Annotated in this window: 21 protein-coding genes; 6 read left to right on the top strand and 15 right to left on the bottom strand. The window is 72.5% G+C overall.

From position 1 onward, the window contains the following. Window positions 1–166: 166 nt before the first annotated feature. Complete coding sequence (locus ACH4K4_RS02715) at window positions 167–2,197, bottom strand: M6 family metalloprotease domain-containing protein (protein WP_398164253.1); 2,031 nt, start codon at window positions 2,195–2,197, stop codon at window positions 167–169. Between the two features lie 122 nt (window positions 2,198–2,319). Here ACH4K4_RS02715 and ACH4K4_RS02710 point away from each other — a divergent pair, with 122 nt between their 5' ends. Both ACH4K4_RS02710 and ACH4K4_RS02705 read left to right on the top strand, forming a co-directional pair. Then, window positions 2,320–3,747: a tetratricopeptide repeat protein gene (locus ACH4K4_RS02710; protein WP_398164251.1), complete on the top strand. Its 1,428-nt coding sequence runs from the start codon at window positions 2,320–2,322 to the stop codon at window positions 3,745–3,747. A 162-nt stretch (window positions 3,748–3,909) separates the two neighbouring features. Then, window positions 3,910–4,653, top strand: a complete 744-nt coding sequence (locus tag ACH4K4_RS02705; RefSeq protein WP_398164250.1) for a thioesterase II family protein — start codon at window positions 3,910–3,912, stop codon at window positions 4,651–4,653. A 9-nt stretch (window positions 4,654–4,662) separates the two neighbouring features. On the opposite strand, the gene ACH4K4_RS02700 is transcribed toward ACH4K4_RS02705, so the two are convergent. The 10 genes from ACH4K4_RS02700 to ACH4K4_RS02655 all read right to left on the bottom strand — a co-directional run bounded on the left by ACH4K4_RS02700 (window position 4,663) and on the right by ACH4K4_RS02655 (window position 16,230). Further along, window positions 4,663–5,904, bottom strand: coding sequence for a cytochrome P450 (locus ACH4K4_RS02700; RefSeq protein ID WP_398164249.1), 1,242 nt, complete (start codon window positions 5,902–5,904; stop codon window positions 4,663–4,665). Between the two features lie 8 nt (window positions 5,905–5,912). Beyond that, window positions 5,913–7,157: an MAB_1171c family putative transporter gene (locus ACH4K4_RS02695; protein ID WP_398164248.1), complete on the bottom strand. Its 1,245-nt coding sequence runs from the start codon at window positions 7,155–7,157 to the stop codon at window positions 5,913–5,915. Window positions 7,158–7,166: 9 nt separating this feature from the next. Further along, window positions 7,167–7,691 (bottom strand): hypothetical protein, encoded by a 525-nt coding sequence (locus tag ACH4K4_RS02690; RefSeq protein ID WP_398164247.1) that lies wholly within the window; start codon window positions 7,689–7,691, stop codon window positions 7,167–7,169. A gap of 185 nt (window positions 7,692–7,876) precedes the next feature. Next, window positions 7,877–8,380, bottom strand: a complete 504-nt coding sequence (locus tag ACH4K4_RS02685; protein ID WP_398164246.1) for a helix-turn-helix domain-containing protein — start codon at window positions 8,378–8,380, stop codon at window positions 7,877–7,879. A gap of 288 nt (window positions 8,381–8,668) precedes the next feature. Continuing rightward, window positions 8,669–9,847, bottom strand: a complete 1,179-nt coding sequence (locus ACH4K4_RS02680; protein WP_398164245.1) for an Ig-like domain-containing protein — start codon at window positions 9,845–9,847, stop codon at window positions 8,669–8,671. A 224-nt stretch (window positions 9,848–10,071) separates the two neighbouring features. Continuing rightward, window positions 10,072–11,691 (bottom strand): APC family permease, encoded by a 1,620-nt coding sequence (locus ACH4K4_RS02675; RefSeq protein ID WP_398164244.1) that lies wholly within the window; start codon window positions 11,689–11,691, stop codon window positions 10,072–10,074. Beyond that, window positions 11,688–13,157, bottom strand: a complete 1,470-nt coding sequence (locus tag ACH4K4_RS02670) for an aldehyde dehydrogenase family protein (RefSeq protein WP_398164243.1) — start codon at window positions 13,155–13,157, stop codon at window positions 11,688–11,690. The genes ACH4K4_RS02675 and ACH4K4_RS02670 overlap by 4 nt, the downstream gene beginning before the upstream one ends. A 192-nt stretch (window positions 13,158–13,349) precedes the next feature. Beyond that, complete coding sequence (locus ACH4K4_RS02665) at window positions 13,350–14,924, bottom strand: AMP-binding protein (protein ID WP_398164242.1); 1,575 nt, start codon at window positions 14,922–14,924, stop codon at window positions 13,350–13,352. A gap of 439 nt (window positions 14,925–15,363) precedes the next feature. Further along, entirely contained in the window at window positions 15,364–15,669 is a 306-nt protein-coding gene (locus tag ACH4K4_RS02660) for a putative quinol monooxygenase (RefSeq protein ID WP_360123624.1), read from the bottom strand. A 138-nt stretch (window positions 15,670–15,807) separates the two neighbouring features. Next, complete coding sequence (locus ACH4K4_RS02655; RefSeq protein ID WP_398164241.1) at window positions 15,808–16,230, bottom strand: hypothetical protein; 423 nt, start codon at window positions 16,228–16,230, stop codon at window positions 15,808–15,810. 165 nt (window positions 16,231–16,395) lie between these two features. Here ACH4K4_RS02655 and ACH4K4_RS02650 point away from each other — a divergent pair, with 165 nt between their 5' ends. From ACH4K4_RS02650 to ACH4K4_RS02640, 3 genes are all read left to right on the top strand, one after another. Next, window positions 16,396–16,857 (top strand): SCP2 sterol-binding domain-containing protein, encoded by a 462-nt coding sequence (locus ACH4K4_RS02650; RefSeq protein WP_398164239.1) that lies wholly within the window; start codon window positions 16,396–16,398, stop codon window positions 16,855–16,857. 325 nt (window positions 16,858–17,182) lie between these two features. Beyond that, the gene (locus tag ACH4K4_RS02645) at window positions 17,183–17,698 is read left to right on the top strand and encodes a lytic polysaccharide monooxygenase auxiliary activity family 9 protein (RefSeq protein WP_398164238.1); all 516 of its coding nucleotides are present in this window, start codon (window positions 17,183–17,185) and stop codon (window positions 17,696–17,698) included. Between the two features lie 125 nt (window positions 17,699–17,823). Continuing rightward, window positions 17,824–18,621, top strand: coding sequence for an SDR family NAD(P)-dependent oxidoreductase (locus ACH4K4_RS02640; protein ID WP_398164236.1), 798 nt, complete (start codon window positions 17,824–17,826; stop codon window positions 18,619–18,621). 33 nt (window positions 18,622–18,654) lie between these two features. On the opposite strand, the gene meaB is transcribed toward ACH4K4_RS02640, so the two are convergent. The 3 genes from meaB to ACH4K4_RS02625 are packed head-to-tail and all read right to left on the bottom strand — an operon-like array spanning window position 18,655 to window position 23,816. Further along, window positions 18,655–19,689, bottom strand: a complete 1,035-nt coding sequence (meaB, locus tag ACH4K4_RS02635) for a methylmalonyl Co-A mutase-associated GTPase MeaB (protein WP_398164234.1) — start codon at window positions 19,687–19,689, stop codon at window positions 18,655–18,657. Between the two features lie 9 nt (window positions 19,690–19,698). Beyond that, a complete protein-coding gene (gene scpA / locus ACH4K4_RS02630) occupies window positions 19,699–21,924 on the bottom strand; it encodes a methylmalonyl-CoA mutase (protein ID WP_398164233.1) in 2,226 nt (741 codons plus the stop codon). Continuing rightward, a complete protein-coding gene (locus ACH4K4_RS02625) occupies window positions 21,924–23,816 on the bottom strand; it encodes a methylmalonyl-CoA mutase family protein (RefSeq protein WP_398164231.1) in 1,893 nt (630 codons plus the stop codon). The genes scpA and ACH4K4_RS02625 overlap by 1 nt, the downstream gene beginning before the upstream one ends. A gap of 246 nt (window positions 23,817–24,062) precedes the next feature. On the opposite strand from ACH4K4_RS02625, the gene ACH4K4_RS02620 reads away from it, so the two are divergent. Further along, on the top strand, window positions 24,063–25,328 hold the full coding sequence (locus tag ACH4K4_RS02620; protein ID WP_398164229.1) for a DUF4185 domain-containing protein: 1,266 nt from the start codon (window positions 24,063–24,065) through the stop codon (window positions 25,326–25,328). A gap of 13 nt (window positions 25,329–25,341) precedes the next feature. Here the strand turns inward: ACH4K4_RS02620 and ACH4K4_RS02615 are convergent, their stop codons facing one another. Then, window positions 25,342–25,743 carry a VOC family protein gene (locus ACH4K4_RS02615; protein WP_398164228.1) on the bottom strand — a complete coding sequence of 134 codons (402 nt, stop codon included), beginning with the start codon at window positions 25,741–25,743 and terminating at the stop codon, window positions 25,342–25,344. Window positions 25,744–25,783 lie beyond the last annotated feature (40 nt).

Genomic DNA, 25,783 nt, shown 5'->3' with positions numbered 1-25,783 from the left:
CCACACCGCACTCGCGAGAACCATGTCTTGAACACTGAACCTGGCAGAAGCGGGCGGTGGGGGGGGGGGGGCCCCCCCCGGGGGGGGGGGGGCCGGGGGGGGGGGGGGGGGGGGGCCCCCCGCCGGGCCCCCCCCCCCGGGGGCCCCCCACGGCCCGCGTCTCCGGCTAGCGGCCGAGCGCGCAGGTGGCCCGTACGGACTTGCGCGGGTCGCTCTCCGAGCGGGCGTCGAGCACGACCAGGCCGTGCCGCGCCGCACCCGGCCCGGCGGCGACGGCCACCGGCACGCTCACCGTGCTCCCGGCCTTCGCGGTGGCCAGGCGGTCGGGGAGCCAGGCGGACCAGCCGCGCCCCGCCGCGGTGGCCGAGAGCCGGTACACGTCGGACTCCAGGTGCGCGCCGCCGCGGCCCGGCTGTCCGCTGTTGGTCAGCGGGAAGGTGCACACGGCGCGGCCCTTGGCGGGCGCGCCGTGTGCCGTGCCGTGCCGCAGCCGCACGCCGCGGCGCTGCGGGCCCGCGCCGTCCAGGGACTTGACGGCCACGGTGTAGCTCAGCACGCCGGACCGGTCCCGCTTGATCCCCAGGACGTAGAAGTGCAGGCGGTTGGCCTCGTCGACGTACTCGTACTCGCTGCCCGAGTCCGCTCCCGCGTGGAACAGCGCGTCGCTGAGCTGCCGGTAGTCGCCCATGGTGATCATCTGCGGGGTGCCGTCGGGGCGCCGGAAGTCCACCATGCGGATGTCCTCCGGGTGGGCGTCCACCACCCACGCGAACGGCGCCCTGTCCTCGTTCTTCGTCTTGCTGAGCAGCACCCCGTTGTCCGGGGTGAAGGAGTCCGTGCCCATGCGGTCGACGACCTCGACGGTGTAGTTGTCGTAGCCGCCCCCGTCGCACAGCGGGTCGGACTCGGTCGAGCAGGGCGGTTCCAGGTCGCGGCTCATGGTGATGTTGATGCCGGACAGGCCCTTGGCGCCGGGCGGCGCGGAGCGCGCGGTGATCCTGGCGACGGCCGTCCCGGACGTCTTCAGGGCGTCCCGGTCCAGGCGCAGGACGTTCCTCTCGTCGACGATGCCGAGCTTGAGCTTGTCGCGCAGCACGTGCTGCGAGCCCATCGAGGCGCCGTTGGCCGCCGGGATCTGCCAGCGGGTGTGCGGGCCGCCTGGGCCGTTGAAGGAGCCGCGCGAGAGCATGCTCCAGATGCCGGTGTAGGCCCGGCGTTGCGGCGTGCCGTACGGGTTGTTGTAGTTGTCCGCGATGCCCAGGATGTGGCTGAACTCGTGGGCGTACACGGCCATGCCGGAGCTCTCGGCCTGGGTGGAGGAGCCGGACTCGGCGTTGGGCCAGAGGCGGGCGGCGGCCTTCCAGGAGGTCCACGGCACATAACGGGTGCGGGCCGCGTTGCCGCCGCCCTGTATGGGGGAGGGCGGGCCCCACGCGGCCGGAACGTCCTGCGGCGAGGCGAACTTCATCTGCCCGAACTCCTGCCAGGCGGCCGACTCGTCCTGGCCCGCCGTCAGGTAGAAGACGAAGTCGTACTTCTTGGTCTCCGCTTCGCCCGCGTCGGCGATCCACGCCGCCTTGCCGTCGGTGCGGATGTTCTTGCCGCAGCTGTCGCCGACGGGGCAGGCGCCGGGGTTCATCGACGGCTCGATGCCGTACTGGTACGACTTGAACGGCATCCGGTAGACACCGAACGACGTCAGCTCGACGCCGAGCCGGCCACCGGAGTCCTCCATCCAGTACTCGTTGATGGTGTGGCCGTGGTTGAGCTTGCCCGGTTTGTTGAGGAAGTCCCGGTAGAAGGCGGGGACCTGGGCGCGCGGGATGTCGTGCGCGCTGGGCTGCGGGTTGCCGAAGACGGACGACCCGGCGGGCCGGGTGACGCTGAAGTCCTCGTCCGGGTAGTCCAGCAGGACGAGTGCGCCCCTGAACATGCGCTGGGTGGGCTTGACCGCGGGGTCGGCCCAGTTGGTCCCGGGGACCGCACGGTACTCCGCCCAGGTCATGTCGTCGGGATTGCGCCAGTTCTGCGGGTCGATGGGCTGTACGAGCGGGGGCCGGGCCGCGGCCGCGGGCTCGGGGGCGGCCCGCGCGGGACCGGCGGCGACGGCGGCCAGTACACCGAGGAGGAGAGCGAGAACGCCCAGTCTGCCGGTCCTGCCGCGGTATGCGCGGGCCGGTCTGCGGGGAAGGAACAAGGCGCACCTCTTGTCTGTGGTCTCAAGTCCGGGACGTGACAGGGTGGTCGAACAAAATTCCTACCTCCGACAAGGTAAGGGCGGGGGACGGAGTGACGCCAGAGTGTCGGGAGGAGCCCAAGATGCGGCGGACAGCGAGCGACCGGCAGGGCCACACGATGTCCCTGACCGGCACGGAAGCCGCGTCCCACTACGACGACGCGCTCCGTGAACTGCTCTTCTTCCGTGGCGAGGTCGCCACCGCGTCCCAGGCGGTGCTGGCCGCCGCGCCGCGGTCGCCCATGGGCAACGCCCTGGCGGCCTACCTCGGCCTGCTGGGCACGGAGGAGAAGGACGCCACGGCCGCCAAGGAGGCGTTCACAGGGTTCGCGGCCGGCGTGCGCGACGAGGACCTGACTCCTCGCGAGCGGCAGCACCTCGCGGCGGCCGGCTCCTGGCTGGACGGCGACATCCACCGCGCAGGGCAGCTCCTCGGCGAGCTGACCGTCGCCTTCCCCCGCGACGCCCTCGCCCTCGCCGTCGGCCACCAGATCGACTTCCTCACCGGCGACGCCGCCCGCCTGCGCGACCGCGTCGGCGGCGCGCTGACCGCCTGGCCAGAGGACGACCCGCTCTACGGCAACATCCTGGGCATGTACGCCTTCGGCCTGGAGGAGTCGGGACACTACACCCGCTCCGAGGAGGCCGGCCTGGCCGCCGTCGAACGCGACCCGCGCGACGTGTGGGGCATCCACGCGGTGGTGCACACGTACGAGATGCAGGGCCGGTTCGCCCAGGGCATCCGGTTCCTGGACGCCCGCACCGACGACTGGGCGTCCGGCAACTACCTGAACGTGCACAACTGGTGGCACTACTGCCTCTACGCCCTCGAAGCCGGCGACACCGGCAGGCCGCTGGAGATCTACGACGCCGTACTGCACCACGAGGAGTCCCAGGGCCTGGCGATGGAACTCCTCGACGCCTCGGCCCTGCTGTGGCGCCTCCTGCTGACCGGCCGGGAGGCCGGCGCCCGCTGGACGCGCCTCGCCGACGCCTGGGCGGCCCGCCAGGACCCGCCGTACTACGCGTTCAACGACGTGCACGCCGTCATGGCGTACGTCGGAGCGGGCCGCACCGCCGACGCCGAACGCCTCGTCGCGGACCGGGAAGCATGGCTCGGCCGCGCCCGGCCCCGACTGCCCAACCACGCCATGACCGCCGCGATCGGCCTGCCGGTGTGCCGGGCCCTCATCGCCTACGGGCAAGGCCGCTACGGACAGGCCGTCGACCTGCTCGCCCCCATCCGCTACCGCCTGAACACCTTCGGCGGCAGCCACGCCCAACGGGACGCGATCCAAAAGACGCTCCTGGAGGCCGCGATCCGCGCCGGGCGCGACGACACGGCACGCACGCTGCTGAGCGAGCGCATCGGCCTGCGACCGGTCTGCCCGTACAACTGGCTGGCACAGGCGCGCCTCGCCGACCGGCTCGGCGAGTCCGCGAAGGCGGCCGCCGCCCGCGCGCGAGCCGCGGAGCAGGCGGCAGCAGGGGCGGCGGCGCTGTCCGGCTGACGTGCGGCGTACGCGTCCCGCCGGCCGGAGAGCGCGTACGTTTGATCCATTTCCGGCTGGCCCGGCGACCCCCTGACGGGTCATCCTGGTCCCGTCCGCCGGTGGCCGGCCGCCGGCGGGCGAACGGTTCGACCACCGGCCCACCAGCACAGGAGCACGTACATGACGGGGAAGTCCGCTTGGATACGGGACGTACGCCGGGGCCAGCGGCCCGCCGCCCACCTCATCTTCTTCCCGCACGCCGGGGGTTCGGCCTCCTACTACCGCCCGTTCGCCGCCCACCTCGGTGACCGGTTCGACGTCTCCGCGATCCAGTATCCGGGGCGCCAGGACCGGTGGAACGACCCCTTCGTCACGTCCGTGGAGGGCCTCGCCGACGAGGTGGTCGCCCGCCTGAGCCCCGGCGACACCACCCCGCTGGTGCTTTTCGGCCACAGCATGGGCGCGTGTGTGGCCTTCGAAACCGCCCGCAGGCTGGCGGAACTGGGCCGCCCCGCGCCCCGCCGGCTCGTCGTGTCCGGGCGCCGCGCCCCTTCGATGCCGCGCGAGGAGTACCTCCACCTGGGCACCGACGAGCAACTCCTCGCCGAGGTAGCCCGCCTGGCCGGCACCGACGACCAGCTTCTCGGCGACCCGGAGGTCATGCGGATGATCCTCCCGGCCGTCCGCAACGACTACCGCGCCGTCGAGCTGTACCGGCCCCCCGCCGACTGCGTGCTCGACATCCCGCTGCTGTGCCTCAACGGCGACGCCGACCCCCGGGTGACCCGCGAGGAAGCGACCGCCTGGAAGGCCCACACCGTCGCCGACTTCCACGAGGAGACCTTCACCGGCGGGCACTTCTACCTCGCCGACCACCCGGCCGCGGTGTGCCGGGCGGTGGCACGCTTCACGTTCGGGGAGTGAGGGGCCGCCTCAGGGGCGGGCCGCTTCCGTGGCCGCCCCGAAGGTGACCGGCAGGTGGGCCAGGCCGCGCATCAGGCGGGTGTGGCGCCATTCGAGTCCGGTGGCGGGGGCGGCGAGGCGCAGGCCGGGGAAACGGGTGAGGAGGGTGTGGAAGGCGATACGGGCTTCCAGGCGGGCCAGCGGGGCGCCGAGGCAGTGGTGGGGGCCGTGGCCGAAGGAGAGGTGGCCGGCGGCACGGCCGGGGTCGAGGGTGTCGGGGTCGGTGAAGCGGGCCGGGTCGCGGTTGGCGGCGCCGGGGGACACCATGACCACGTCGCCCGCGGCGATCTCGGCGCCGCCGAGGGTGAGCGGTTCGGCCGCGTACCGGAACGTCGCCGTGGTGATCGGGGAGTCGTGGCGCAGCAGTTCTTCGACGGCGTCCGGGATGAGCGACGGGTCCCGGCGCAGCCGGGTGCGGAGCGCGTCGTCCCGCAGGAGGGCGAGCGCGCCGTTGCCGATCAGGTTGGTGGTGGTCTCGTGGCCGGCGACGACCAGGAGGACGGCCAGTGACACCAGTTCCGCTTCGCTGAGCCGGTCGCTCTCGTCGCGCGCGGCGATCAGGTCGGTCAGCAGGTCACGGCCGGGTGCCCCGGCTTCCGCGGCCCCGGCACCCGGGCTGCCGCCGGCGGCCCGTTTGGCCGCGATCAGCTCGGTCATGTAGTCGCTGATCGTGTGCGAGGCGGCGTCGACGGTGTCCGGGTCGCCGGCCGCGAAGAGGTCGTTGGACCAGCGGCGCAGTGCGGCGCGGTCCTCGCGGGGGACGCCGAGCAGGTCGCCGATGACCTCGATGGGCAGCGGGACGGCGAAGTCCTCGACGAGGTCGGCGGTGCCGCCGCGCGCGGCCAGCCGTTCCAGCAGGCCGTCCGCGAGTTCGGCGATGCGCGGTTCCAGACGGGCCACCGCGGCCGGCGTGAACGCCTTGACGGCCAGTTTGCGCAGCCGCGTGTGGTCCGGCGGGTCGGTGGCCAGCATGGTGGCGCTGACGGCCGGCGCGAGGTTGCGCTTGGACGGCTTGTCGGCGAAGTAGCGGGTGGTGTCCTTGGAGAGCCGCGGGTCCGCCATCGCGGTACGGGCCTCGGCCCACCCGGTGACCAGCCAGGTCGCGCCGTGCGGCCCGGTCCGTACGCGCTGGACGGCGCCGCGCTCGCGCAGCGCGGCGAGCAGCGGGTACGGGTCGCGGAAGAACTCCGGTGACTCCATGGGGTGACTCACGTGTGACCTCAGATTCCTGCGGCGGGCCGGGACCGGGGCGCCGGCGCGAGGCCGGTGCCGGACGCGGCGAAGGCGTGCGAGACCCGGCGCAGCCAGCGGGCCTCGTCGATCAGGTTCGTCAGTTCGGGGCAGGTCAGGGACGCGTCCTCGACGCTGACCGGATGCGCGGGGGCGCCGCCGCTCCGGCGGGATTCCAGGGCCGCCGCCAGCACCGCGGCCTCGACCCGGGCGTCCAGCCGCCGGTCGTCCGCGCCGCCGGCCCGCAGCCGTTGCTCGGCGGCGCGGCGGACCTCGTCGCTGCGGTGCGGGCGCAGCGCCAGCATGCCGTCGCGTATCTCGATCACCCGGCGGTAGAGCCGGAACTCGGGGTCGGGTGCCGCGTACCGGCTGTCGGTGGCGGTCAGCTGGATCTCCGGTACGGCGGCGGTCAGGGCGGCCCACAGCGGGTGCAGTCCGCGGTGCAGGTGCCACAGGAGGAGGCGCCGCCAGGGCCAGGCGAGCGCCGGGCCGATGGCGGGCAGCAGGATGCCGGTGACCAGCAGCAGGCTGCAGATCGCCGGCAGGCCGACGCTGAAGGTGCAGGTCGCGGGGGTCACCAGGGAGGTGCACAGCTGCTCGGGCGGCAGCCAGGCGGCGTCGGTCCACAGCCCGACCACGTGGACGATCTTGTAGCCGATGTAGACCATGCCCAGCGCGCAGCCCGCGGCGATGACGCGCAGCCCGTGGCGGAGGCCGGGGCGCGGCGCGTGCCGGGCGTAGCGCAGCGCCTGGCGCAGCAGGTCGACGATGGCGGCGCCGAGGTGGGCGGTGAACACCAGCACGTAGATGTTCAGCAGCGGTTCGGTGCGCGGCAGCTCGCCGAAGGTGGGCGCGCCGGGGGAGTCGTCCACCGGCGAGGAGAGGAACAGGACGGCCATCACGACCAGGACGACGGCGAGCGAGACGAGCCGGTGGCGGGCCTTGCGGTCGGCGGCGGGCGGTTCCTCGTTGAAGCGCAGCAGCAGGACGGAGATGCAGGTGGCGGCGGCCAGCGTGCTGCAGTTGCCCAGCAGCCGGCCCAGCTTGGGCGTGATGACGCTCAGCGCGTCGCCGACGCCCGGTGTCAGGAACACCAGAGAGGCGCCCAGGCCGGTCAGGAAGCCGCACAGCGCGCCCAGGCCCCGCGGCCGCGGGCGGCGGAGCAGCGGCCGTGCCTTGTAGGCGGCGGCCAGCAGCAGCACCGCCGCTATGGAGAGGAAGAGAACGTTGACCATCTGGGAGTTCTACCGTCGCTTGGGAGAGCCGAAGACGTCGTCCATGCGGCTGAGGACCTCGGCCTGCTGGGATGTCGCCGGGCGGCGGGTGGGGGTGCGGTCGGCGCGCCGCAGGATCAGCGAGGCGATCATCTCGGCTTCCTGCTCGTCCTGGTCGCTGTAGTGGCTGCGGCCCAGTACGGATTCCACCGATGCCGGGTCGAGATCGGGCACGAGGGAGTGTGCCACCTCGCCGGGGAGCAGGTTGGAGTGGCCGCTGAGCATGTGGCCGACCTCGTGCAGCACGATGTGGTCGCGGTGCAGCGCGGTGGTGGCCGCGTCGTGGAAGACGTAGTCGGCCCGTGCCGTGGCGATCCACAGGCCGCAGGGTCCGGCGGGCGGGGTGACCTGCGGCTCCAGGTGGATCGGCCGGCCGCGCTGTTCGGCGAGCCGGTCCAGGAAGGCACCCAGCTCGAAGGGGCGCGGGATGTGCAGTCCGCGCAGCCGGTCGGAACAGTCGGCAAGCACACGGTCCGGTCGCCGTGTGAACTTCATGGCGTGCTCTCCTTCGGCCTCGCCCATGAAAGGTACACGTGCCAGTCTCATGCAGCGCCGGATGGCCCCTCCCGAACGGGGTCGTGTGCGGTCCGCCGGTCCGCCGCCGTCCCGGCCTGCGGGGACGGCGGCGGACCGGCGGCAGCGCGGATCGGTAAGGGGCGTAAGTGGGCAGGGGTCATGAATCAGCGGGCGGTACGCCAGGTTTCTTCCGGTTTGGCCGCCGGGCCGGCCGCCGCACCACCGACGTCGGGCAGCCCCTCCAGCTTCCGCACCCGGTCGATCATTTCCAGGACCGCCGTACGGGACTCCGCCGACATGTCCATGAAGCGCGCGGCCATCGCGATGACGCCCGCGTCCTGCATGGCCTCCAGCAGCTCCGGAGGCTGCCCGGCACGGTCGGCGGGCGCGCCGCCCGTACCCGCGTCCCGCTGGTCGTGGAAGTGCGCGGCCGGTACGCCGAAGTACTCCGCCAGTGCCTCGATGTGGCGCTTGGTCGGGTTGTCCCGCTTGCCCTTGCGCAGCTGCCAGATGTAGTTGCCGGAGATCACCTGCTCGCCGGCCCTGATGTTGATCTCGGTGGCGACATCGTTGGCGGAGAGTGCTTTGCCCCGCTCACGACTTCGTTCCCGGAACAGCCGGTCCAGCTTTTCGGCCAGGCTGACCGGCTCGCGGTCCTCGTCCCCCATCGCGCCGCGCTCCCTTCAAGGCCAAACGTGAGACTTCCACTGTAGTGGTCCGATCGCCGGGCGGACCCGGGGCTCCCACCCGGGTGGGCTGGCACGCACCGCCCGGAGCCTCTATTCTTCACACCTGAGTCAAAGACTCTGGTGTGACGCGGGGCGGGCAGTTCGGACCGGCACGGGGGTGTGGTCCGAACGCGTCCGCAAGCACGGGCGGGGCCCGCCCCGTCCAAGGGTGAGCCCCGCCGTCACGCTCGCACACTCAGGCGCCGAGGCGCCCGCACCGCGCCGCCGTCACTTCACGGCGCTGCGCTGCTGCCACTGCTCCCAGCTCTCCTGCCAGACCTCCAGGCCGTTGCCCACGTCGGTCTTCTTCGTGCTGCTCGTGTTCTTCACCTCGACGGTGGAGCCGATCGAGAGGAAGTCGTACGCCCGCTTGGCGTCCGAGGTGGTCATGCCGAAGCAGCCGTGGCTGTTGTTGACCACGCCGAGCGACTTGTTCCAGGGCGCGGAGTGCAGGAAGGTCCCCGAAGCGGTGAGATGTGTCACCCACTTGGAGTCGAGCATCCACTCGTTGCCGTGGCCGATCGTGGAGGAGTCCATCGTCTCGGCGGCGTTCTTGCTGCGTACGGTGTGCACGCCGCCGCGGGTCGGGTCCTGCGGGGAGCCCGCGGAGCCGGTGATCGTGCCCACGGCCTTGCCGCCGTCGTACAGGGTCATGCTGTGCGACGGGACGTCGATGACGGCCTTGTGGTCCGGGCCGATGGTGAACCCGAAGTCGTAGTCGCGCGCGAACCAGCCGCCGTCCTTGCCGGAGTCGATCCCGCCCAGGCCGCCCTTGACGGACACCTTGGTGCCGGCCGGCCAGTACGTCTTGGGCCGCCAGTCGATGCGGTCCTTGCCGCTCCAGTCCCGTACCCAGCCCCAGGCGCCCTCCACCTGCGGCTGCGTGGTGACCTTGAGCGCCTTCTGGATCTCGGCGCGCCGGTCCTTGGCGACCTTGTTGTCGAAGAGGATCGAGATCGGCATGCCGGTGCCGACGGTCTGCCCGTCGGACGGGGTGTTGGTGAGCTTGTTGACCTTGTCGGCCTTCTCGGTGGTGAAGGACGAGTCCGCCGCCGACTCCTTGCCGTCGCCCGACTTGGTCTTCGTGTGCACGGTGTACGTGGTCCCGGGCTTGACCTTGCCGTCGGACGTCCACGACGAGCCGTCGCCGGACAGCTTGCCGCCGACCTTGCCGCCCTTGTCGTCCTTGGCCTCGACCGAGGTGAGGCTGCCGCCGTCGACCTTCACCGATATCGGGGAGCCGAGCTTGGCCGACTTGCTGCCCGCCGCCGGGGTCACGGTCACCTTCGCCGCCGGCTTGTCGTCCGACGCTTGCGAGCCGCCGTCCGCTCCACACGCGGTCAGCAGCGCGGCCCCCGCCAGGGCGGCGGACAGCAGGACTGTGCGACGGGCTGATCTGACGTGCACGGGCGGTTCCCTCCAAAGCAACACAAGTGGCTGTGGCGGGAACCTCCCGGCCTCCGGCGCGGTCGCGGGGACCGCCGGAGCCGGTTTTCGGCAACCGCCGTACATGCAGACGGGTGACACCGCATGATCGGTTGCCTGGAGAAACGGATATTTGTGTCACAGAACGGTACAGGCGTACGTCGAACTGACGGAATGCAAGATTCCGATTTTTTGGGCGGGACGCGTCAGACGGGGGTGGGGGCGGCCGGCCCCGGCGGGTCCTCGGGCTCGTCGTCCGGGGCGTCGGCGGCGTGCCCGGCCAGGACGCAGGTGCGCTTGCGCTGGACGAACCAGTAGTACGTGAAGCCGCCGACCGCGACGATGCCGACGAACAGGAAAGCGCCCCAGCGCAGGTACCAGTGCTGGGGGCCGGTCGCGTTGTAGACCTCGGGGCGCGGCCAGGCCAGGTTGGTGGCCATCGCGGTGCCCCAGAGCACGGCGAGGATGTTGACGGGCAGCCCGAGCCTGCCCAGCGAGAACTTGCCCTCGGCCGGCTCCCACTGCCCGCGCAGCCGCCGGACCAGCAGCGGTACGGTCACCATCAGATACGCCACGTAGATCATGATGATCGCGATACTGGTGATCACCGAGAAGATCTGCGGCTGGTTGATGTTGATCAGCAGGATGCACAGCGCGATGCACCCGATGATCACCGCGGGCGCCACCGGCGTCTGGAAGCGCGGGCTGACCCGGGCGAGCAGCGAGGCGGCCGGCAGGTTGGTGTCCCGGGCCATCGCGAACGCCAGCCGGATGCCGGCGGTGTGCACGGCCAGTGCGCACACCGTGATCGCGATGACCACGCACCACAGCATGATCTGGCCCATGGTCGGGCCGAGCGTGCTGAGCACGACGTACTGGAGGCCGTCCACGGACAGCTCCTTGGCGTGCAGGTCGGGGGTGGCCAGCAGCGCGAACAGCAGGATCAGCCCGCCGATGAGGAACGAGGCGAACAGGGCCCGCAGGATCGCGCGCGGCGCGTTGCGGCCCGGGTCCTTGGACTCCTCACCGAGCGACGACGCCGTGTCGAAGCCGTACATGACGTACGCGGAGGCGAGCGACGCGGTGAGGAAGGCGCCGAGGTAGCCCAGCGTCTGGCCCTGGTCCAGCCCGTACGTCTCGGTCACCGCGCTCGGCGGGCGGGTGATGTGCGCGGCCAGCAGCACGATCAGCGCCAGTGCCGCGATCAGCTCGATGGCCACGCCGGCGGAGTTGATCTGGGCCATCAGCTTGACGCCGAAGGCGTTGATCAGCGTCGTGAAGACGACGAGCACGGCGCCGAGGAGCACGGCGTTGGCGGCGTGGTCGGTCCGGCCGGAACCGTCGCCGACGAACTGGAAGAACGAGGAGATCTGCGGCAGCGTCACCTGGTAGGCGAGGGCCACGGCGGCCAGCGACACCATGGTCGCCGTCATCATCATCCAGCCGCCGAGCCAGCCGACGTGCGGGCCGCCCAGCTGCTTGGACCAGTTGTAGACCGAACCGGCCACCGGGTAGCGGGCGGCCAGCTCGCAGAAGCACAGGGCCACCATCAGCTGGCCGCAGAAGACCATCGGCCAGGACCACCAGTAGGCGGGGCCGCCGTGGTTCACACCGAAGTAGAAGAGCTGGAAGGTGCCGGTGAGGATCGAGATGTAGCTGATGCCGGCCGCGAAGGTGTGGAAGTTGCCCAGGGTGCGTTTGAGTTCGGGCTTGTAGCCGAGTTCCGCGAGCGAGTCGTCGTCACTGGGGCTGTCGGCCGCGTCGTCCGGCGCGTTCCCGTTCGCCTTCCCGCCGTCCGGTGCCTCCGCCGGCCCGGTGCCGCTCACTCGAACCACCGCTGCGGGCGGGGCGTGGTGTTGTGCCAGACGTGCTTGGCCTCCTGGTACTCCGCCAGTCCGGCCGGCCCCAGCTCGCGCCCGACGCCGGACTGCTTCATGCCGCCCCACTCGGCCTGCGGGACGTACGGATGGAAGTCGTTGATCCACACGGTTCCGGCGCGCAGCCGCGCAGCCACCCGGTGGGAGCGCTCCGCCCTCTGCGTCCACACGCCGGCGGCCAGCCCGTAAACGGTGTCGTTGGCGAGCGCCACGGCCTCGTCCTCGTTGCGGAAGCGCTCCACGGTCAGCACCGGGCCGAACGATTCGTCGCGCACCACGGACATGCCGGGGGAGCACTCGTCCAGCACGGTCGGCAGGTAGTAGAACCCGTCCTGCAGGCCCGCGTCGTCCGGGCGCGCGCCGCCGCAGCGCAGCACCGCGCCCTCGGCCAGGCCCGCCGCCACGTACTTCTCGACCTTGTCGCGGTGCCCGGCGGAGATCAGCGGACCGCTGCGGGCGTCCTCGTCGAACGGCCCGCCCAGCCGGATGGCCCGCGCCCGGCGCACCAGCTCGTCCACGAAGTCGTCGTGCAGCCCGTCCTCCACCAGCAGCCGCGCGCCGGCCGAGCAGACCTGCCCGGAGTGCAGGAACACCGCCATCAGCGCGTAGTCGACGGCGGTGTCGAAGTCGGTGTCGGCGAAGACGATGTTGGGATTCTTGCCGCCCAGCTCCAGGGCGACCTTCTTCACGGTGGGCGCGGCGGCGGCCATGATGCGCCGCCCGGTGACCAGCCCGCCGGTGAAGGACACCAGGTCCACCCGCTCGTCGGTGCTCAGCGGCGCGCCGGCGGTGGCACCGGCGCCCAGCACCAGGTTGGCCACCCCGTCCGGCAGCCCGGCCTCGGTCAGCGTGCGCATCAGCAGGATGGCGGTGTGCGGCGTCAGCTCGCTGGGCTTGAGGACGAACGTGTCGCCCGCGCCGACGGCGGGCGCGACCTTCCACGCGGTCTGCAGCAGCGGGTAGTTCCACGGCGTGATCAGCGAGCAGACGCCGACCGGCTCGTACACCACCCGGCTGTCGATCTCCGGCTGGCCGGTGTCCACCACCCGGCCGTCGTTGCCGGACGCGACGAGGTCGCCGAAGTACCGGAAGCAGTTGGCGATGTCGTCCATGTCGTACTGGCTCTCCACGAACCGCTTGCCGGTGTCCAGGGACTCGGCACGCGCGTACGTGTCCTTGTCGCGCTCCAGCAGGTCGGCGACGCGCAGCAGGAGCCGCCCGCGCTCCGCCGCCGGGGTGTGCGGCCACGGCCCGTCGTCGAAAGCGGAGCGGGCCGCGGTGACGGCCGCGGCCGCGTCGGCTGCGCCCGCCTCGTCGACGGTGGCGACCAGCGTGCCGTCCGCGGGGCAGCGGATCTCGCGCACCTCCCCGTCGGCAGCGGCGGTCCACTGACCGCCGATGAACAGCTCCGGCATGGGTGAGCCTCCGTGCCTGTGCTCGCGGACGGGCGGCCCGGCCGGACAGCCCTCGGTAACGATCTCCGTACCGAGCGTAGGCGCGGCGGGGTGCGCACGCATGGCGCGCTGCTCCGGGTGGCTTCCCGCGGCGGCCGCGCACGCGCGGGACCGGCCCCGCCAGGAGGCGGAGCCGGTCCGGGGCGCGGTGGCTCAGGCGGCCGTGCCGGTCGCCAGCGCGCGAAGCTGCTTCTTGTCCGGCTTGCCGGCGTCCGTCAGCGGCAGCTCCTCGACGAACTGGATGCGGGCGGGCTCGTACATCGCGCCGCGCGCCTCGCGCACCATCGCGCGCAGCCCCTCCTCGTCGACGCTCTGGCCGGCGGCGGGCACCACGGCCGCGTACACCTGTTCCATGCGGTCCTCGTCCCGTACGCCGAAGACGGCGCTCTGCAGGACCTGCGGGTGCGAGTTGAGGAGGTCCTCCAGCTCGGTGGTGTACACGTGGCCGCCGACCACGACGATCATGTCCTTGATCCGGTCGACGATGGTCAGGTAGTCCTCGTCGTCCAGGAAGCCGATGTCGCCGGTGTGCAGCCAGCCGTCGCGCAGCACCTCCGCGGTCAGCTCCGGCTGCTTCCAGTAGCCCTGCATGATGCTCGCGGAGCGGACGCAGATCTCGCCGTGCTCGCCGCGCGGCAGGTCGCGGCCGTTCTCGTCGCGGATCGCCACCTCCACGGTGGGCAGGATCCGGCCGGCGGAGCGCAGCCGCTCCGGGTTGTCCGGGTCGTGGTCCTTGGCGGGCAGCACGCTGATGCCGCCCGCCTCGTTCTGCCCGTAGAACTGGACCAGCACCGGGCCGAAGCGCCGGATCGCGTCGGCGATGCGGGCGGGGGACGACTGGCAGCCGCCGTAGGTCAGGCAGCGCAGGCTGGAGGTGTCGGTGGTGGCCGCGTCCGGGTGGTCGGTGAGCTGGTACAGCAGCGGCGGCAGCAGGAACAGGTGGGTGATGCGCTCCCGTTCGATGGTCGCGAGCACCTCGGCCGGGTCGAAGTCCTCCAGGAGTACGACGATGCCGTGGTTGCGCAGAGTGACGTCGGCCATCATGCCGCCCGCGTGCGCCAGCGTGGTGCACACCAGGAGGCGGGACGGCTCCTCTTCCGAGGGGCGCTCCCAGATCGCCTTGGCGTCGCCGGCGTCCTCGTCGTTCTCGGCGACGAAGGAACGTACCTGCGCGTAGGTGGTGCAGATGCCCTTGGGGTGGCCGGTGGTGCCGCCGGTGTGGCGGATGCTGCAGACGTCGTCCGGCCGCGCGTCGCTCGGGAACGGCTCGCCGCTCTGCGCGGACGCCAGTTCCAGCAGGTCGGTGCCGGACTTCGCGGGGCCCAGGGTCAGTACGGTGTCCACCGGCGCCTGCGCGGTCAGTTCGGCGGCGCGCTCGTCGTAGCGGGGGTCGACGATCAGCGCGCTGGTCTCGACGTCCTTGACGATGGTGGCCTGCACCTCGGCCGAGAGCTTGTTGTAGAGGTGGTTGACCCGGCAGCCGACGAGGTTGGCGGCGTAGCGGGCGGCGAGGGTCTCGGGCAGGTTGCCGCTCAGCAGCGTGACGGTCTGTCCGCGGTCGATGCCCTGCTCCCGCAGCGCGCGGGCCATGCGGTTCACGAGGGCGCGGAACTCACCCGCGGTGACGCGTCGCCCTTGGTGCACCAGCGCCTCGCGCCCGGGGTCGGTCCCCAGGGCGTCGAGGGCCTCCTCCACGTAGGTGCGGAAGTCGTGCGCGGTGTCGGGCATAGGTGATTCCTCCTTGATTCCGGGGCACGACGGGTAGTTAGTTGCCCCGGACAACCATTTCCATGCTAACGGTCGTCGATCAAGGGTTCCAAGTGGGCGCGAACATGCGGTGGCGGGCCTTTTACCGAGGCGCGGACATCCGGCCAAGAGTGATGGTCCGATATGGGTGTTCACGCGGGCCGCGCTGCCGCACGGTCCTCTTCCGGCCCAGGGAAGCGCAGGTCACGGCCCTGCCGGGTGGCCGAATGCCCGTTGCGGGAATGGCCGATAAACGGGGGGCCGGGCCGCGCGGAAGGTATACGGGCGGCCGTCGGCGCGCATTCCCGGGCGAAGTCCGCCCGCAAGGAATGCGCGCCGTGCGGAGCGGCGGGCATTTCCGGCAGAACAATTGACGGAGTGTTTGCCGTTCTTTTGCGAACGACGGGATGGCGATGTGGCCTTAAAGCGTGGATTTGCCCGGGTCGCCCATCGGGACGGCGTCCAGGACGGCGACGTCCATCGGGGCGGCGAGCAGGCCGGTCACGCCGGCGGCGATCTCGCTGAGCGCCGCGCCCCGGGAGTGGGCGTCCAGCGCGGCACCGTCCGCCCAGTTCTCGACGACCACCACGCGGTCGGTGCCCGCGTGCACCGCGTACAGCAGGCAGCCGTCCTCCTTGTGGACGGCGGGCGCGTGCGAGCGGAAGACGTCGAGCGCGGCCTCCAGCTCGCCGGGCTTCGTCCTGATCGTGGCGACTACGACCGGCATACCTGCAACCTCCAGGGCGAACGGAATGTCGAACGAACCTATCCCACCGCGCCCCCGGGCCCGTAACGGCAGGTCAGAAAGGTGGACCTGTCGACAGATCGGGCGCTGTGCCGACGCCCGTATCCTCCGCCCGGCCGGCTACCGCTCCGGGCCGGGGGCCGGCTGGATGTCGGAGATGCGCAAGGTGTCCAGGTCGGACGTGACGAGCAGCTGGGTGTGGCTCGGGTGGTCCGGGCTGCCCCAGGTCAGGCGGACGCGGGACCACGCGCGGCCCATGGCGCCGTCGTTGTAGGTGACGCGCCAGGCCCTGGGGGCGTCCTTGGCGCGTAACACGCCGTCGGCGTGCTCCTGCCGCTCCCAGTGGTCCAGGCGTGCCTGGAGTTCGGCGGTGAGGTAGTGGGCGCGCAGCGCCTCGGCCAGCTTGCCCCGCCCCTCGTCGTGTACGGCGTCGAGGTAGCTGCCGTAGAAGTCGGCGACCCGGTCGACGGCCGACTCCGTACTGCCGCTGCGCACGGGTACCGCGGCCTCGTCGGTGGCCGGTGTGGTGGCGGATGTGGACATGGCGGTTCTCCCCTCTTCCCGGTTTTCCCCGACGGGTAACCGCGAAGGCCGCCGCCAATCGCCCGGGAACCGGTGTGCGGCCGCCGGACGGTGCCCCCGCGAAGCGGCGCCCGATGCCGTACGTGCACCATGCAGGGAGAGGAACCGTGACACAAGGAGAGTGCCGTGGCCCAAGATGTCAGGTCGCTGCTGGCCGAGCTCGACTTCGCGAGCGTCACGCCCGAGGAGTTCGCGCGGATCGTGAAGGGGCTGTCCGGCAAGGAGATCGGCCGGCTCGCGCGCGGGGAGCTGCGGGAGCGGGTGCTCGGCGAGGTCTTCGGGCGGATGGGGCGGCAGTTCCGCCCGGAGAACGCCGGCGCGCTGCGCGCGGTGATCCGCTGGCGGATCACGGGGGAGTGGGAGGCCGTCTACGAGACCACGCTCGCGGACGGGGTCTGCACGGTCCGCGAGGGTGCCGGGGAGGAGGAGCCGCGGCTGACGCTGGCCATGGGGGACGCGGAGTTCCTGCGGCTGGTCTCGGGCAACGGCAATCCGGTGACGATGGTCCTGACCCGCAAGATCAAGGTGTCGGGCGACCTCGGACTGGCCGCCAACATGAACCGGTACTTCGACATCCCCAAGGTGTGAGGCGGCGGTGGTGACCCGGCCCGCGGCCATGTCGCGGGCCGGTAGCGGCGGGGGTGCCGGTACGGGAGAGGCGGAACGTGCCGATGTCCAGCCTCTTGACCGTTGCCTGACAATCAGTAAAGTCTAGACCAATTGGCGAGCGGGAGTCCGGCCTTCCCCACGTAGTCGGCACTGCACCACGGGGCGGCCGCGTCCTCGCACGCCGGCACCACACCTTCGCGTCACCCACCCCCACCAGCGAGGCCCCCGCCAGGACCCGGCGTACGGCGCGGCGGCGCCGGCAGGCGCCCCGTCCCGCGCGGGCCTCCACCGTGAAGGAGTCGACATGCACCAGAAGAGGAAGATCGCCACGGCCGTCGGCGCCGCGCTGGCTCCGCTGCTCGTCGTGACCCTGCCGGCGAGTTCGGCCAGTGCGCACGGCTATGTGAACGCCCCGGCCAGCCGGCAGGCCCAGTGCGCGGCGGGCACCGTCTCCTGCGGGCCCATCAAGTGGGAGCCGCAGAGCGTCGAGGGGCCCAAGGGCCTCAAGAGCTGCAGCGGCGGAAACGCCCGGTTCCGGGAGCTCGACGACGACAGCAAGGGCTGGAAGGCCACCTCCGTCGGCGCCTCCCAGAACTTCACCTGGCGGCTGACGGCCCAGCACCGCACCAGCACCTGGCAGTACTTCATCGGCGGACGCAAGATCGCCGAGTTCGACGACCACGGGGCCCAGCCGCCCGCCACCGTCACGCACAACGTGAACTTCCAGGGCCTCAAGGGCAAGCAGAAGGTGCTCGCCGTCTGGAACGTCGCGGACACCTCCAACGCCTTCTACGCCTGCATCGACGTCAACATCCGCTGACGCCGGGGCGGGGCGGCGGGCCCGCGCCCACCGCCCCGCCCCGCAGCCGTCCCCCGGCCCCTACAGCTCCTCGATGCGGATGCCCCGCGGTCCCCGGCCGCCCGTGGGCCTGCACAATGATCAGCATGACGGAGACCACGGGTACGGAGCGGAGCACGGGCGGCGCCGGGCTGCTGGACGGCAAGGTGGTGCTGATCACCGGTGCGGGCCGCGGCATCGGCGCCGCCGCGGCCCGGCTGTTCGCGCGAGAAGGGGCCTCGGTGGTGCTGGCCGCGCGGACCGGCGCGGAGCTGGCCGCGGTGGCCGAGGAGGTACGGGCGGCGGGCGGTACCGCGGATTACGTCGTCGCGGACCTGGCGGACCCGGCCGCCGTACAGCGGGCGGTGGACACGGCCGTGGAGCACCACGGGCGCCTGGACGGCGCGTTCAACAACGCGGGCACGGGCATCGCGCACGCCCCGCTGGCCGAGATCCCGGAGGCGGACTTCGACCGGATCACCGCCGTCAACCACAAGGGCGTCTGGCTGGCGATGGCCGCCGAGATACGGGCGATCACCGCCACCGCCGGCACCGGCGCGATCGTCAACAACAGCAGCGTCGGCAGCCTGAAGCCGTCGGCCGGACTCGGCCTTTACGGCGCCTCCAAGCGGGCCGTCAACAGCCTCACCCAGACCGCGGCCGTCGAGTACGGCCCCCAGGGCATCCGCGTGAACGCCATCGCCCCCGGCACCACCATGACCGCCATGATCGAGGACTGGGCCGCCCGCGAACCCGGCGTCCTCGACCGGCTCACCTCCCGCACGCCGCTGCGCCGCGCGGCCGCTCCGGAAGAGGTGGCGCAGGCCGCCGCGTGGCTGCTCAGCGACCGCGCGTCGTTCGTGACGGGCGCGATCCTGCCCGTCGACGGCGGCCTGACCATCTGAGCCCGTGGCGCCGAGGCGCCGGCTCGCCCGGCCTCACGGCCCGTCCGGCGCCTCGAACGCGTCCAGGATGCGTTCCGCCGCGAGCGTCGCCGTCAGGGTGCCCGCCCGTACCTCCCGCTCCACCTCCGGGGCCACGTCCCGTACGCCAGGGTGGTCCTGAAGGCGGTTCAGCAGCTGCTCGCGGACCATCGACCAGGTCCAGTCGACCTGCTGGTCGCGCCGCTTGGCGGCCAGTGCCCCGGTGGACTCCAGCAGCTTGCGGTGCTGTTCCACGCGGTCCCAGACCGTGTCCAGGCCGGTGCCCTCGCGGGCGCTGCACGTGAGGACCGGCGGGGTCCAGGCGGCGTCCGGGGGCTGGAGCAGGCGCAGCGCGCCGGACAGTTCCCTGGCCGCCGACTTGGCGTCGCGCTCGTGCGGCCCGTCCGCCTTGTTGACCGACACCAGGTCCGCCAGCTCCAGCACGCCCTTCTTGATGCCCTGGAGCTGGTCGCCGGTGCGGGCCAGGGTGAGCAGCAGGAACGTGTCGACCATGTTGGCGACGGCCGTCTCCGACTGGCCGACGCCCACCGTCTCGACGAGCACCACGTCGTAGCCCGCGGCCTCCATGACGACGATGGACTCCCGCGTCGCCCGCGCCACCCCGCCGAGCGTGCCCGAGGTGGGGGAGGGGCGCACGAACGCCGCCGGGTCGGCGGCCAGCCGCTCCATCCGGGTCTTGTCGCCCAGGATGGAGCCGCCGGTACGGCTGGACGACGGGTCGACGGCCAGTACGGCGACCCGGTGCCCGGCCCCCGTCAGCTGGGTGCCGAGCGCGTCGATGAACGTCGACTTGCCGACTCCGGGCACGCCGCTGATGCCGACCCGCCGGGCCGTGCCGGAGTACGGCAGCAGCTCGACCAGCAGTCGCTGCGCGAGCGCCCGGTGGTCGGCGCGGGTGGACTCCACCAGCGTGATGGCGCGCGCGATCCAGGCCCGGGAGCCCTCGCGCACGCCCGCCGCGTACTGGTCGACGTCGATCGTCGGTCGCTTGCGGGCCCTGGCGGGTCCCCGGGGGGTCTCAGGCGTCAACGTACCGGCTCACAGGTCGTGGCCGAGGACCCCGGCGAGGTCCTTGACCAGGTCGTACGCGGCAACCGGGATCACCGTCCCGGGCGGGAAGACGGCCGCGGCGCCCGCCTCGTGCAGCGCCGGGATGTCGCCGGGCGGGATCACCCCGCCCACCACGATCATGATGTCCTCCCGGTCCTGCGCCGCCAGTTCCTCGCGCAGCGCGGGCACCAGCGTCAGGTGTCCGGCGGCCAGCGAGGAGACGCCGACGATGTGCACGTCCGCCTCCACCGCCTGCCGGGCGACCTCCGCCGGCGTCTGGAACAGCGGGCCGACGTCCACGTCGAAGCCCAGGTCGGCGAAGGCCGTGGCGATCACCTTCTGGCCGCGGTCGTGGCCGTCCTGGCCCATCTTGGCGACCAGGATGCGCGGCCGGCGCCCCTCGGCCCGCTCGAACTCCGCCACCAGGTCCCGGGTCCGGTCCACCCCGGAGGACGGCCCTGCTTCGTCTCGGTACACACCGGAGATCGTACGGATCTGGCCCGAGTGGCGTCCGTAGACCTTCTCCAGTGCGTCGGAGATCTCACCCACGGTCGCCATGGCACGGGCCGCGTTCACGGCCAGCGCCAGCAGGTTGCCCTCCAGGCCCCGACCGGGACCGGCCTCGGCGGCGGCGGTCAGCGCGCGCAGCGCGTCCTGGCAGGCCGCCTCGTCGCGCTCCGCGCGCAGCCGCCGCAGCTTGTCGATCTGCTGCGTGCGCACCGCGGAGTTGTCGACCTTCAGCACGTCGATCTGCTCGTCGGTGTCCACCCGGTACTTGTTGACGCCGATCAGCGCCTGCCGCCCCGAGTCGATCCGCGCCTGCGTACGGGCCGCGGCCTCCTCCACGCGCAGCTTCGGGATGCCCGCGTCGATGGCCTTGGCCATGCCGCCGGCCGCCTCGACCTCCTCGATGTGCTGCCAGGCCCGGCGCGCCAGGTCGTGGGTGAGCTTCTCGACGTACGCGCTGCCGCCCCAGGGGTCGATGACCCGGCAGGTGCCCGACTCCTGCTGGAGGAAGAGCTGCGTGTTGCGGGCGATGCGCGCGGAGAAGTCGGTGGGCAGGGCCAGGGCCTCGTCCAGCGCGTTGGTGTGCAGCGACTGGGTGTGGCCCTGCGTCGCGGCCATCGCCTCCACGCACGTGCGCGTCACGTTGTTGAACACGTCCTGCGCGGTCAGCGACCAGCCGGAGGTCTGCGAATGGGTGCGCAGGGAAAGGGACTTGGGGTTCTTCGGGTCGAACCGCTGCACCAGCTTGGCCCACAGCAGCCGGGCGGCGCGCAGCTTGGCGATCTCCATGAAGAAGTTCATGCCGATCGCCCAGAAGAAGGACAGCCGCGGCGCGAAGGAGTCCACGTCCATCCCCGCGTCGATGCCCGCCTTCAGGTACTCGACGCCGTCCGCGAGGGTGTACGCCAGCTCCAGGTCGGCCGTCGCGCCCGCTTCCTGGATGTGGTAGCCGGAGATGGAGATGGAGTTGTAGCGCGGCATCTTCTGCGAGGTGTACGCGAAGATGTCGGAGATGATCCGCATCGAGGGGCGCGGCGGATAGATGTAGGTGTTGCGGACCATGAACTCCTTGAGGATGTCGTTCTGGATGGTCCCGGCCAGCTTCTCGGGCGGTACGCCCTGCTCCTCGGCGGCCACGATGTAGAGCGCGAGGACGGGCAGCACTGCGCCGTTCATCGTCATCGACACCGTCATCTTGTCCAGCGGGATGCCGGAGAAGAGCTGCCGCATGTCGTAGATCGAGTCGATGGCCACGCCCGCCATGCCGACGTCACCGGTCACCCGCGGGTGGTCGCTGTCGTAGCCGCGGTGGGTCGGCAGGTCGAAGGCGACGGACAGGCCCTTCTGGCCGGCCGCCAGGTTGCGCCGGTAGAAGGCGTTGGACTCCTCGGCGGTGGAGAAGCCCGCGTACTGCCGGATCGTCCAGGGCTGGTTGACGTACATGGTCGGGTACGGGCCGCGCAGATACGGCGTGATGCCCGGGTACGTGCGCAGGAAGTCCAGCCCGGCCAGGTCCTCGCCGGTGTACAGCGGCTTGACGTCGATGCCCTCGGGCGTCTCCCACACGAGGTCCTCGACGCCCTTGCCGGTGGCCTCCTGGACGGCGGCCGCCCACTGCGCGGCGTCGCCCTCCGGAACCTGCGGCTCGCCCAGTTCGACCGTGCTGAAGTCCGGGATGGCGCCCGCCTGCCGTGTCGCGTGCTCCATCACGCCACCTCCATGACATCCAGGGCCGAGGTCAGCACCCCGACCGCGTCGCAGCCCGCGAAGACGAAGGCGTCCACTCCGGCTCGTTCGTATGCTTCCCGCCGCTCGCCCGGTTTCCCGGCCAGCAGCACCTGCCGCGCGCCCGCCGCCTTCAGGGCCGCCGCGACCTCCGCCGCCTGTTCGGCGTACAGCGCGTCACTCGAACACAGACAGGCGATACCCGCGCCGCTCGCCGTGAACGCCTCGGCCGCCGACTCCGCGTCCACCGAGACCGGCTCGTGCACCGGCTCGACGCCGCCCGCCTGGAGGAGGTTGGAGGCGAAGGTGGCGCGTGCGGTGTGCACCGCGGCCGGGCCGAGCGCCGCGAGAAACGCCTTCGGGCGGGCGCCGGTGGCCGCCAGGTGCACGTCCGAGCGGGCGCGCAGCGCCTCGTACGCCTCGTCCCTGCGGACCCGCGGCAGCCCGCCGCCGGCCGGTACGGGCGCGGGCTCGCGCTCCACCGGCGGCTCGGCCAGGAAGGGGAACTCGCTGACGCCGGTGACCGGTTCGCGGCGGTGCGCGAGGTCCTCGGACCGCTTGCGCCAGGTCGAGGCCAGCCGCTCGCCGACCATCCCGGAGCCGAGCGCCGCGGCCTGCCCGCCCGCGGCCTCGATCTCCTGGAACCAGCCCCACGCCGCGCGGGCCAGCTCGTCGGTCAGCCGCTCCACGTACCAGGAACCGCCCGCCGGGTCGATCACCTTCGACAGGTGCGACTCCTCCAGCAGGATCGACTGGGTGTTGCGCGCGATACGGCGGGCGAACGCGTCCGGCAGCCCGAGCGCGTCGTCGAACGGCAGGACGGTGACGGCGTCCGCGCCGCCCACCCCCGCCGAGAACCCCGCCACGGTGGTGCGCAGCATGTTCACCCACGGGTCCCGACGGGTCATCATGACCGCCGAGGTCACCGCGTGTTGCCGCTGCGCACGCGCGGCGGGCGCGGCGCCGCACGCCTCGGCGACCCGCGACCACAGCCGCCGGGCGGCCCGCAGCTTGGCGATCGTCAGGAACTGGTCGGCGGTCGCCGCGTACCGGAACTCCAGCTGCCCGCAGGCGGCCTCCACGCCGAGACCGGCCGCGGTCAGCTCGCGCAGATAGGCCACGCCGGTGGCCAGCGAGCAGCCCAGTTCCTCGGCGGCCGAGCCGCCCGCCTCGTGGTACGGCAGCGCGTCCACGGCCAGCGCGCGCATCCGCGGCGCCTCGCCGGCGCAGCGGCGGGCCAGTCCTGCGGCCGCCTTCAGCCGCCCGGCCAGGTCGTCCGAGCGGCCGGTCCTGGCCACCAGGCCCAGCGGGTCGGCGCCCAGGCCGCCCGCCGTCTCGGAGGGCGCCACGCCCTGGCCGGCGCAGATCCCGAAGAACGTCTCGGCCGCCTCGGCGAAGTCCGCGCCGGCGTCCAGGACGACGGCCGCCAGGTCGAGATAGACCCCTTCGAGCGCCGTGGCCAGGTCCGCCACGGGCACCCCGCCGTCGCCGGCGGCCAGCCACAGCGACGTGACGCCGTTCTCCAGGTCGGCGAGGACCGCCTCGTTGGCGCGCCGCGGGTCGGCCAGGGCGTGGCGCTGCCGTACGTCCCAGCCCGCGACGGTGCTGCCCTGGGCGCGGCCGGCCCGTACGAACGGCGGGAATCCGGGGCGGCCGGTGGCGGCGGCAGCGGCGGGCGCGTCGTCGGCGGTGTAGAGCGGACGGACCCGGATGCCGTCCTGGAGGGCGGTGGCGAGCGCGTCTTCGGCGGCGGCGCCGGTCGCCTCCGCGGCGCCCGATTTGCGCAGGACGCCTTCGACCAGGCGCTGCCACTGCTCGCGGTCCGCGTCGGCGAACGCGGCGGCCAGAGGGAGTTCGGGGGGCTGGGCGGTCATGGCAGCAGGCTAGGCGAACGGTCGTTAGCCAGAGCAGGGCGTCGGGCTGTGACCTTGCACTCGTTGACCTGGGATTGCTCCATTGGGAAGCTCTACGATCGCCTTCCCGGCCGTCTCACTACCCGCGAGTAGTCACTCCTGGCGCACAAACCACCGCATTTTTGGCACTTCCCGGTGTTCCGCGGTCGCCGCCTGACCACTTCTGTACGGTGGGCGCCCGCCACCGGAGCGAGGAGGGACACGCCCATGCGCGTGCCGCCGATGCGGCGAACCGTCACCGTGGCGGCGGTACTCGCCCTGGTCGCCGGCGTGGCCGTCCTGCTCGCGCTCCCGGACCGCGAGGCACCGGCGTGCACCGGGCGCAAGATCACCTCATGGGCGGCCGAGTCCCGCTTCACCGGCGAATTCACCCGGTACGGCAACGACAACACCCGCGTGGACGACTGGACCGGCGGCGACGGCACGCACTCGGTACGGCTGCCCGACGGGCGCACGCTGTGGCTCTTCTCCGACACCTTCCTCGACCGGGTGCAGCCGCCGCCCAACCCGCTGGGCCAACACCGCCCCTGGCGCTCCGCCGACACCGGCCGCGCCCCCGGGCTGACGCACAACTCCCTGGTGGTCATGGACCCTTCGGGCCGCCTGGAGCGAACCCTGACGGGCGGCACCGGCGCCGGACCCGGGCCGTTCTTCCCCGACCTGCCGGACGGCTGGCGCTGGCCGGTGCGGGCCCAGGTGGAGCCGCGGGCACCCGGGTCCGCCGAGCAGGTGGTACGCGTCCTGCTGTGGGACCGCACGCCGGGCCGGGACCCGTGGATCTTCGGTGTCCCCCGCTCGACCGAGGTCGCCACCCTCTCCCTGCCGGACCTGCGGCTGGAAGGCATCACCCCGGTCGTCGGCCAGAACCACGTACCGGACCCCGCGCGCCGGGTGCTGTACGGCACCGCGTCCGTGACGGACGGTGGGTGGACGTACGTCTTCGGCGGCGACGACGGCCCCGTGCGCACGAGCTCCAACGCCTATCTGGCCCGCGTGCCGGCCGGGCGGCTCGGTGAGGCGGGCGCCTGGGAGTTCTGGGACGGGCGGGGCTGGCAGCCGGAGGCGGACCGGGCGGCCCCGGTGATCCGCGAGGGCCCGGGGCGCGGCGTGGGCAGCTCCTTCACCGTCGTACGGGACGGCACCACCTGGGTCCTGCTGTCGATGGACACCCCGGGCGCGGACGGCGACGGGCTGTCGGCCGTCACCACGTACTGGTCGTGCTCGGCCCAGGGCCCGTGGCACGGGCCGGCCGGGCGCATCACCCCGCCCCGGCCGGCCGACCCCACCGGACAGCACCGCGTCGCCGCCTACAACCCGCAGGCCCACCCGGAGTTCACCGGCCCCGGCGGCCTGCTGCTCAGTTACGACGTGAACTGGCTCGGCCCGCCGGGCGCCCCCTCAGCCGCCCAGGTCAACGGCGACGTCGAGCTGTACCGGCCGCGCTTCCTGAGGCTGCGCCTGGGGCCGGGGTGAGGCGCGCCGCGGGTCAGTCGGTCTTCGGCCCCGAATGCAGCGAGCAGCGCAGGGAGAACGGGTGCCCGGCCGGGTCCGCGTACAGCCGTACCTCGTGCGGGCCGGTGTCGTCCTTGGTGTCCAGCGGGCGCGCGCCCAGGCCCACCACCTTGCGTTCGGCGGCGTCCATGTCCTCCTCGTCGACCAGCAGGTCCAAGTGGGCCTGGAGCGAGCTGTCGGGGCGCGGCCAGGTCGGCGGCGTCATGTTCAGGTCGCGGCGGAAGGACAGGTGGGTGCGGTTGACGGCGATCACCTCGACCCGGTCGGGCAGGTGCTCGGTACGGATCTCGCCTTCCAGGATCTTGGAGTAGAAGTCGGCCAGCTTCTCCGGCTCGGAGCAGTCGAGCACGATCACGGCCGCTTTGACCAGTCCCATGTCTTCTCCTCGGCCCACTGGGCCCTCGGCAGGGCACCGT

This window comes from Streptomyces sp. NPDC017529, from assembly GCF_044329785.1.
Taxonomy (GTDB): domain Bacteria; phylum Actinomycetota; class Actinomycetes; order Streptomycetales; family Streptomycetaceae; genus Streptomyces.
The sequence above is the reverse complement of the archived record's forward strand: the minus strand, read 5'-3'. Positions and strand labels throughout refer to the sequence as shown.

What these genes read in the sequence shown, in the direction of transcription:
- ACH4K4_RS02710 (WP_398164251.1), top strand. Translation starts at nt 2,320, where the DNA reads ATGCGGCGGACAGCGAGCGACCGGCAGGGCCACACGATGTCCCTGACC.
- ACH4K4_RS02705 (WP_398164250.1), top strand. Translation starts at nt 3,910, where the DNA reads ATGACGGGGAAGTCCGCTTGGATACGGGACGTACGCCGGGGCCAGCGG.
- ACH4K4_RS02695 (WP_398164248.1), bottom strand. Translation starts at nt 7,157, where the DNA reads ATGGTCAACGTTCTCTTCCTCTCCATAGCGGCGGTGCTGCTGCTGGCC.
- ACH4K4_RS02690 (WP_398164247.1), bottom strand. Translation starts at nt 7,691, where the DNA reads ATGAAGTTCACACGGCGACCGGACCGTGTGCTTGCCGACTGTTCCGAC.
- ACH4K4_RS02685 (WP_398164246.1), bottom strand. Translation starts at nt 8,380, where the DNA reads ATGGGGGACGAGGACCGCGAGCCGGTCAGCCTGGCCGAAAAGCTGGAC.
- ACH4K4_RS02670 (WP_398164243.1), bottom strand. Translation starts at nt 13,157, where the DNA reads ATGCCGGAGCTGTTCATCGGCGGTCAGTGGACCGCCGCTGCCGACGGG.
- ACH4K4_RS02665 (WP_398164242.1), bottom strand. Translation starts at nt 14,924, where the DNA reads ATGCCCGACACCGCGCACGACTTCCGCACCTACGTGGAGGAGGCCCTC.
- ACH4K4_RS02660 (WP_360123624.1), bottom strand. Translation starts at nt 15,669, where the DNA reads ATGCCGGTCGTAGTCGCCACGATCAGGACGAAGCCCGGCGAGCTGGAG.
- ACH4K4_RS02655 (WP_398164241.1), bottom strand. Translation starts at nt 16,230, where the DNA reads ATGTCCACATCCGCCACCACACCGGCCACCGACGAGGCCGCGGTACCC.
- ACH4K4_RS02645 (WP_398164238.1), top strand. Translation starts at nt 17,183, where the DNA reads ATGCACCAGAAGAGGAAGATCGCCACGGCCGTCGGCGCCGCGCTGGCT.
- ACH4K4_RS02640 (WP_398164236.1), top strand. Translation starts at nt 17,824, where the DNA reads ATGACGGAGACCACGGGTACGGAGCGGAGCACGGGCGGCGCCGGGCTG.
- scpA (WP_398164233.1), bottom strand. Translation starts at nt 21,924, where the DNA reads ATGGAGCACGCGACACGGCAGGCGGGCGCCATCCCGGACTTCAGCACG.
- ACH4K4_RS02625 (WP_398164231.1), bottom strand. Translation starts at nt 23,816, where the DNA reads ATGACCGCCCAGCCCCCCGAACTCCCTCTGGCCGCCGCGTTCGCCGAC.
- ACH4K4_RS02620 (WP_398164229.1), top strand. Translation starts at nt 24,063, where the DNA reads ATGCGCGTGCCGCCGATGCGGCGAACCGTCACCGTGGCGGCGGTACTC.
- ACH4K4_RS02615 (WP_398164228.1), bottom strand. Translation starts at nt 25,743, where the DNA reads ATGGGACTGGTCAAAGCGGCCGTGATCGTGCTCGACTGCTCCGAGCCG.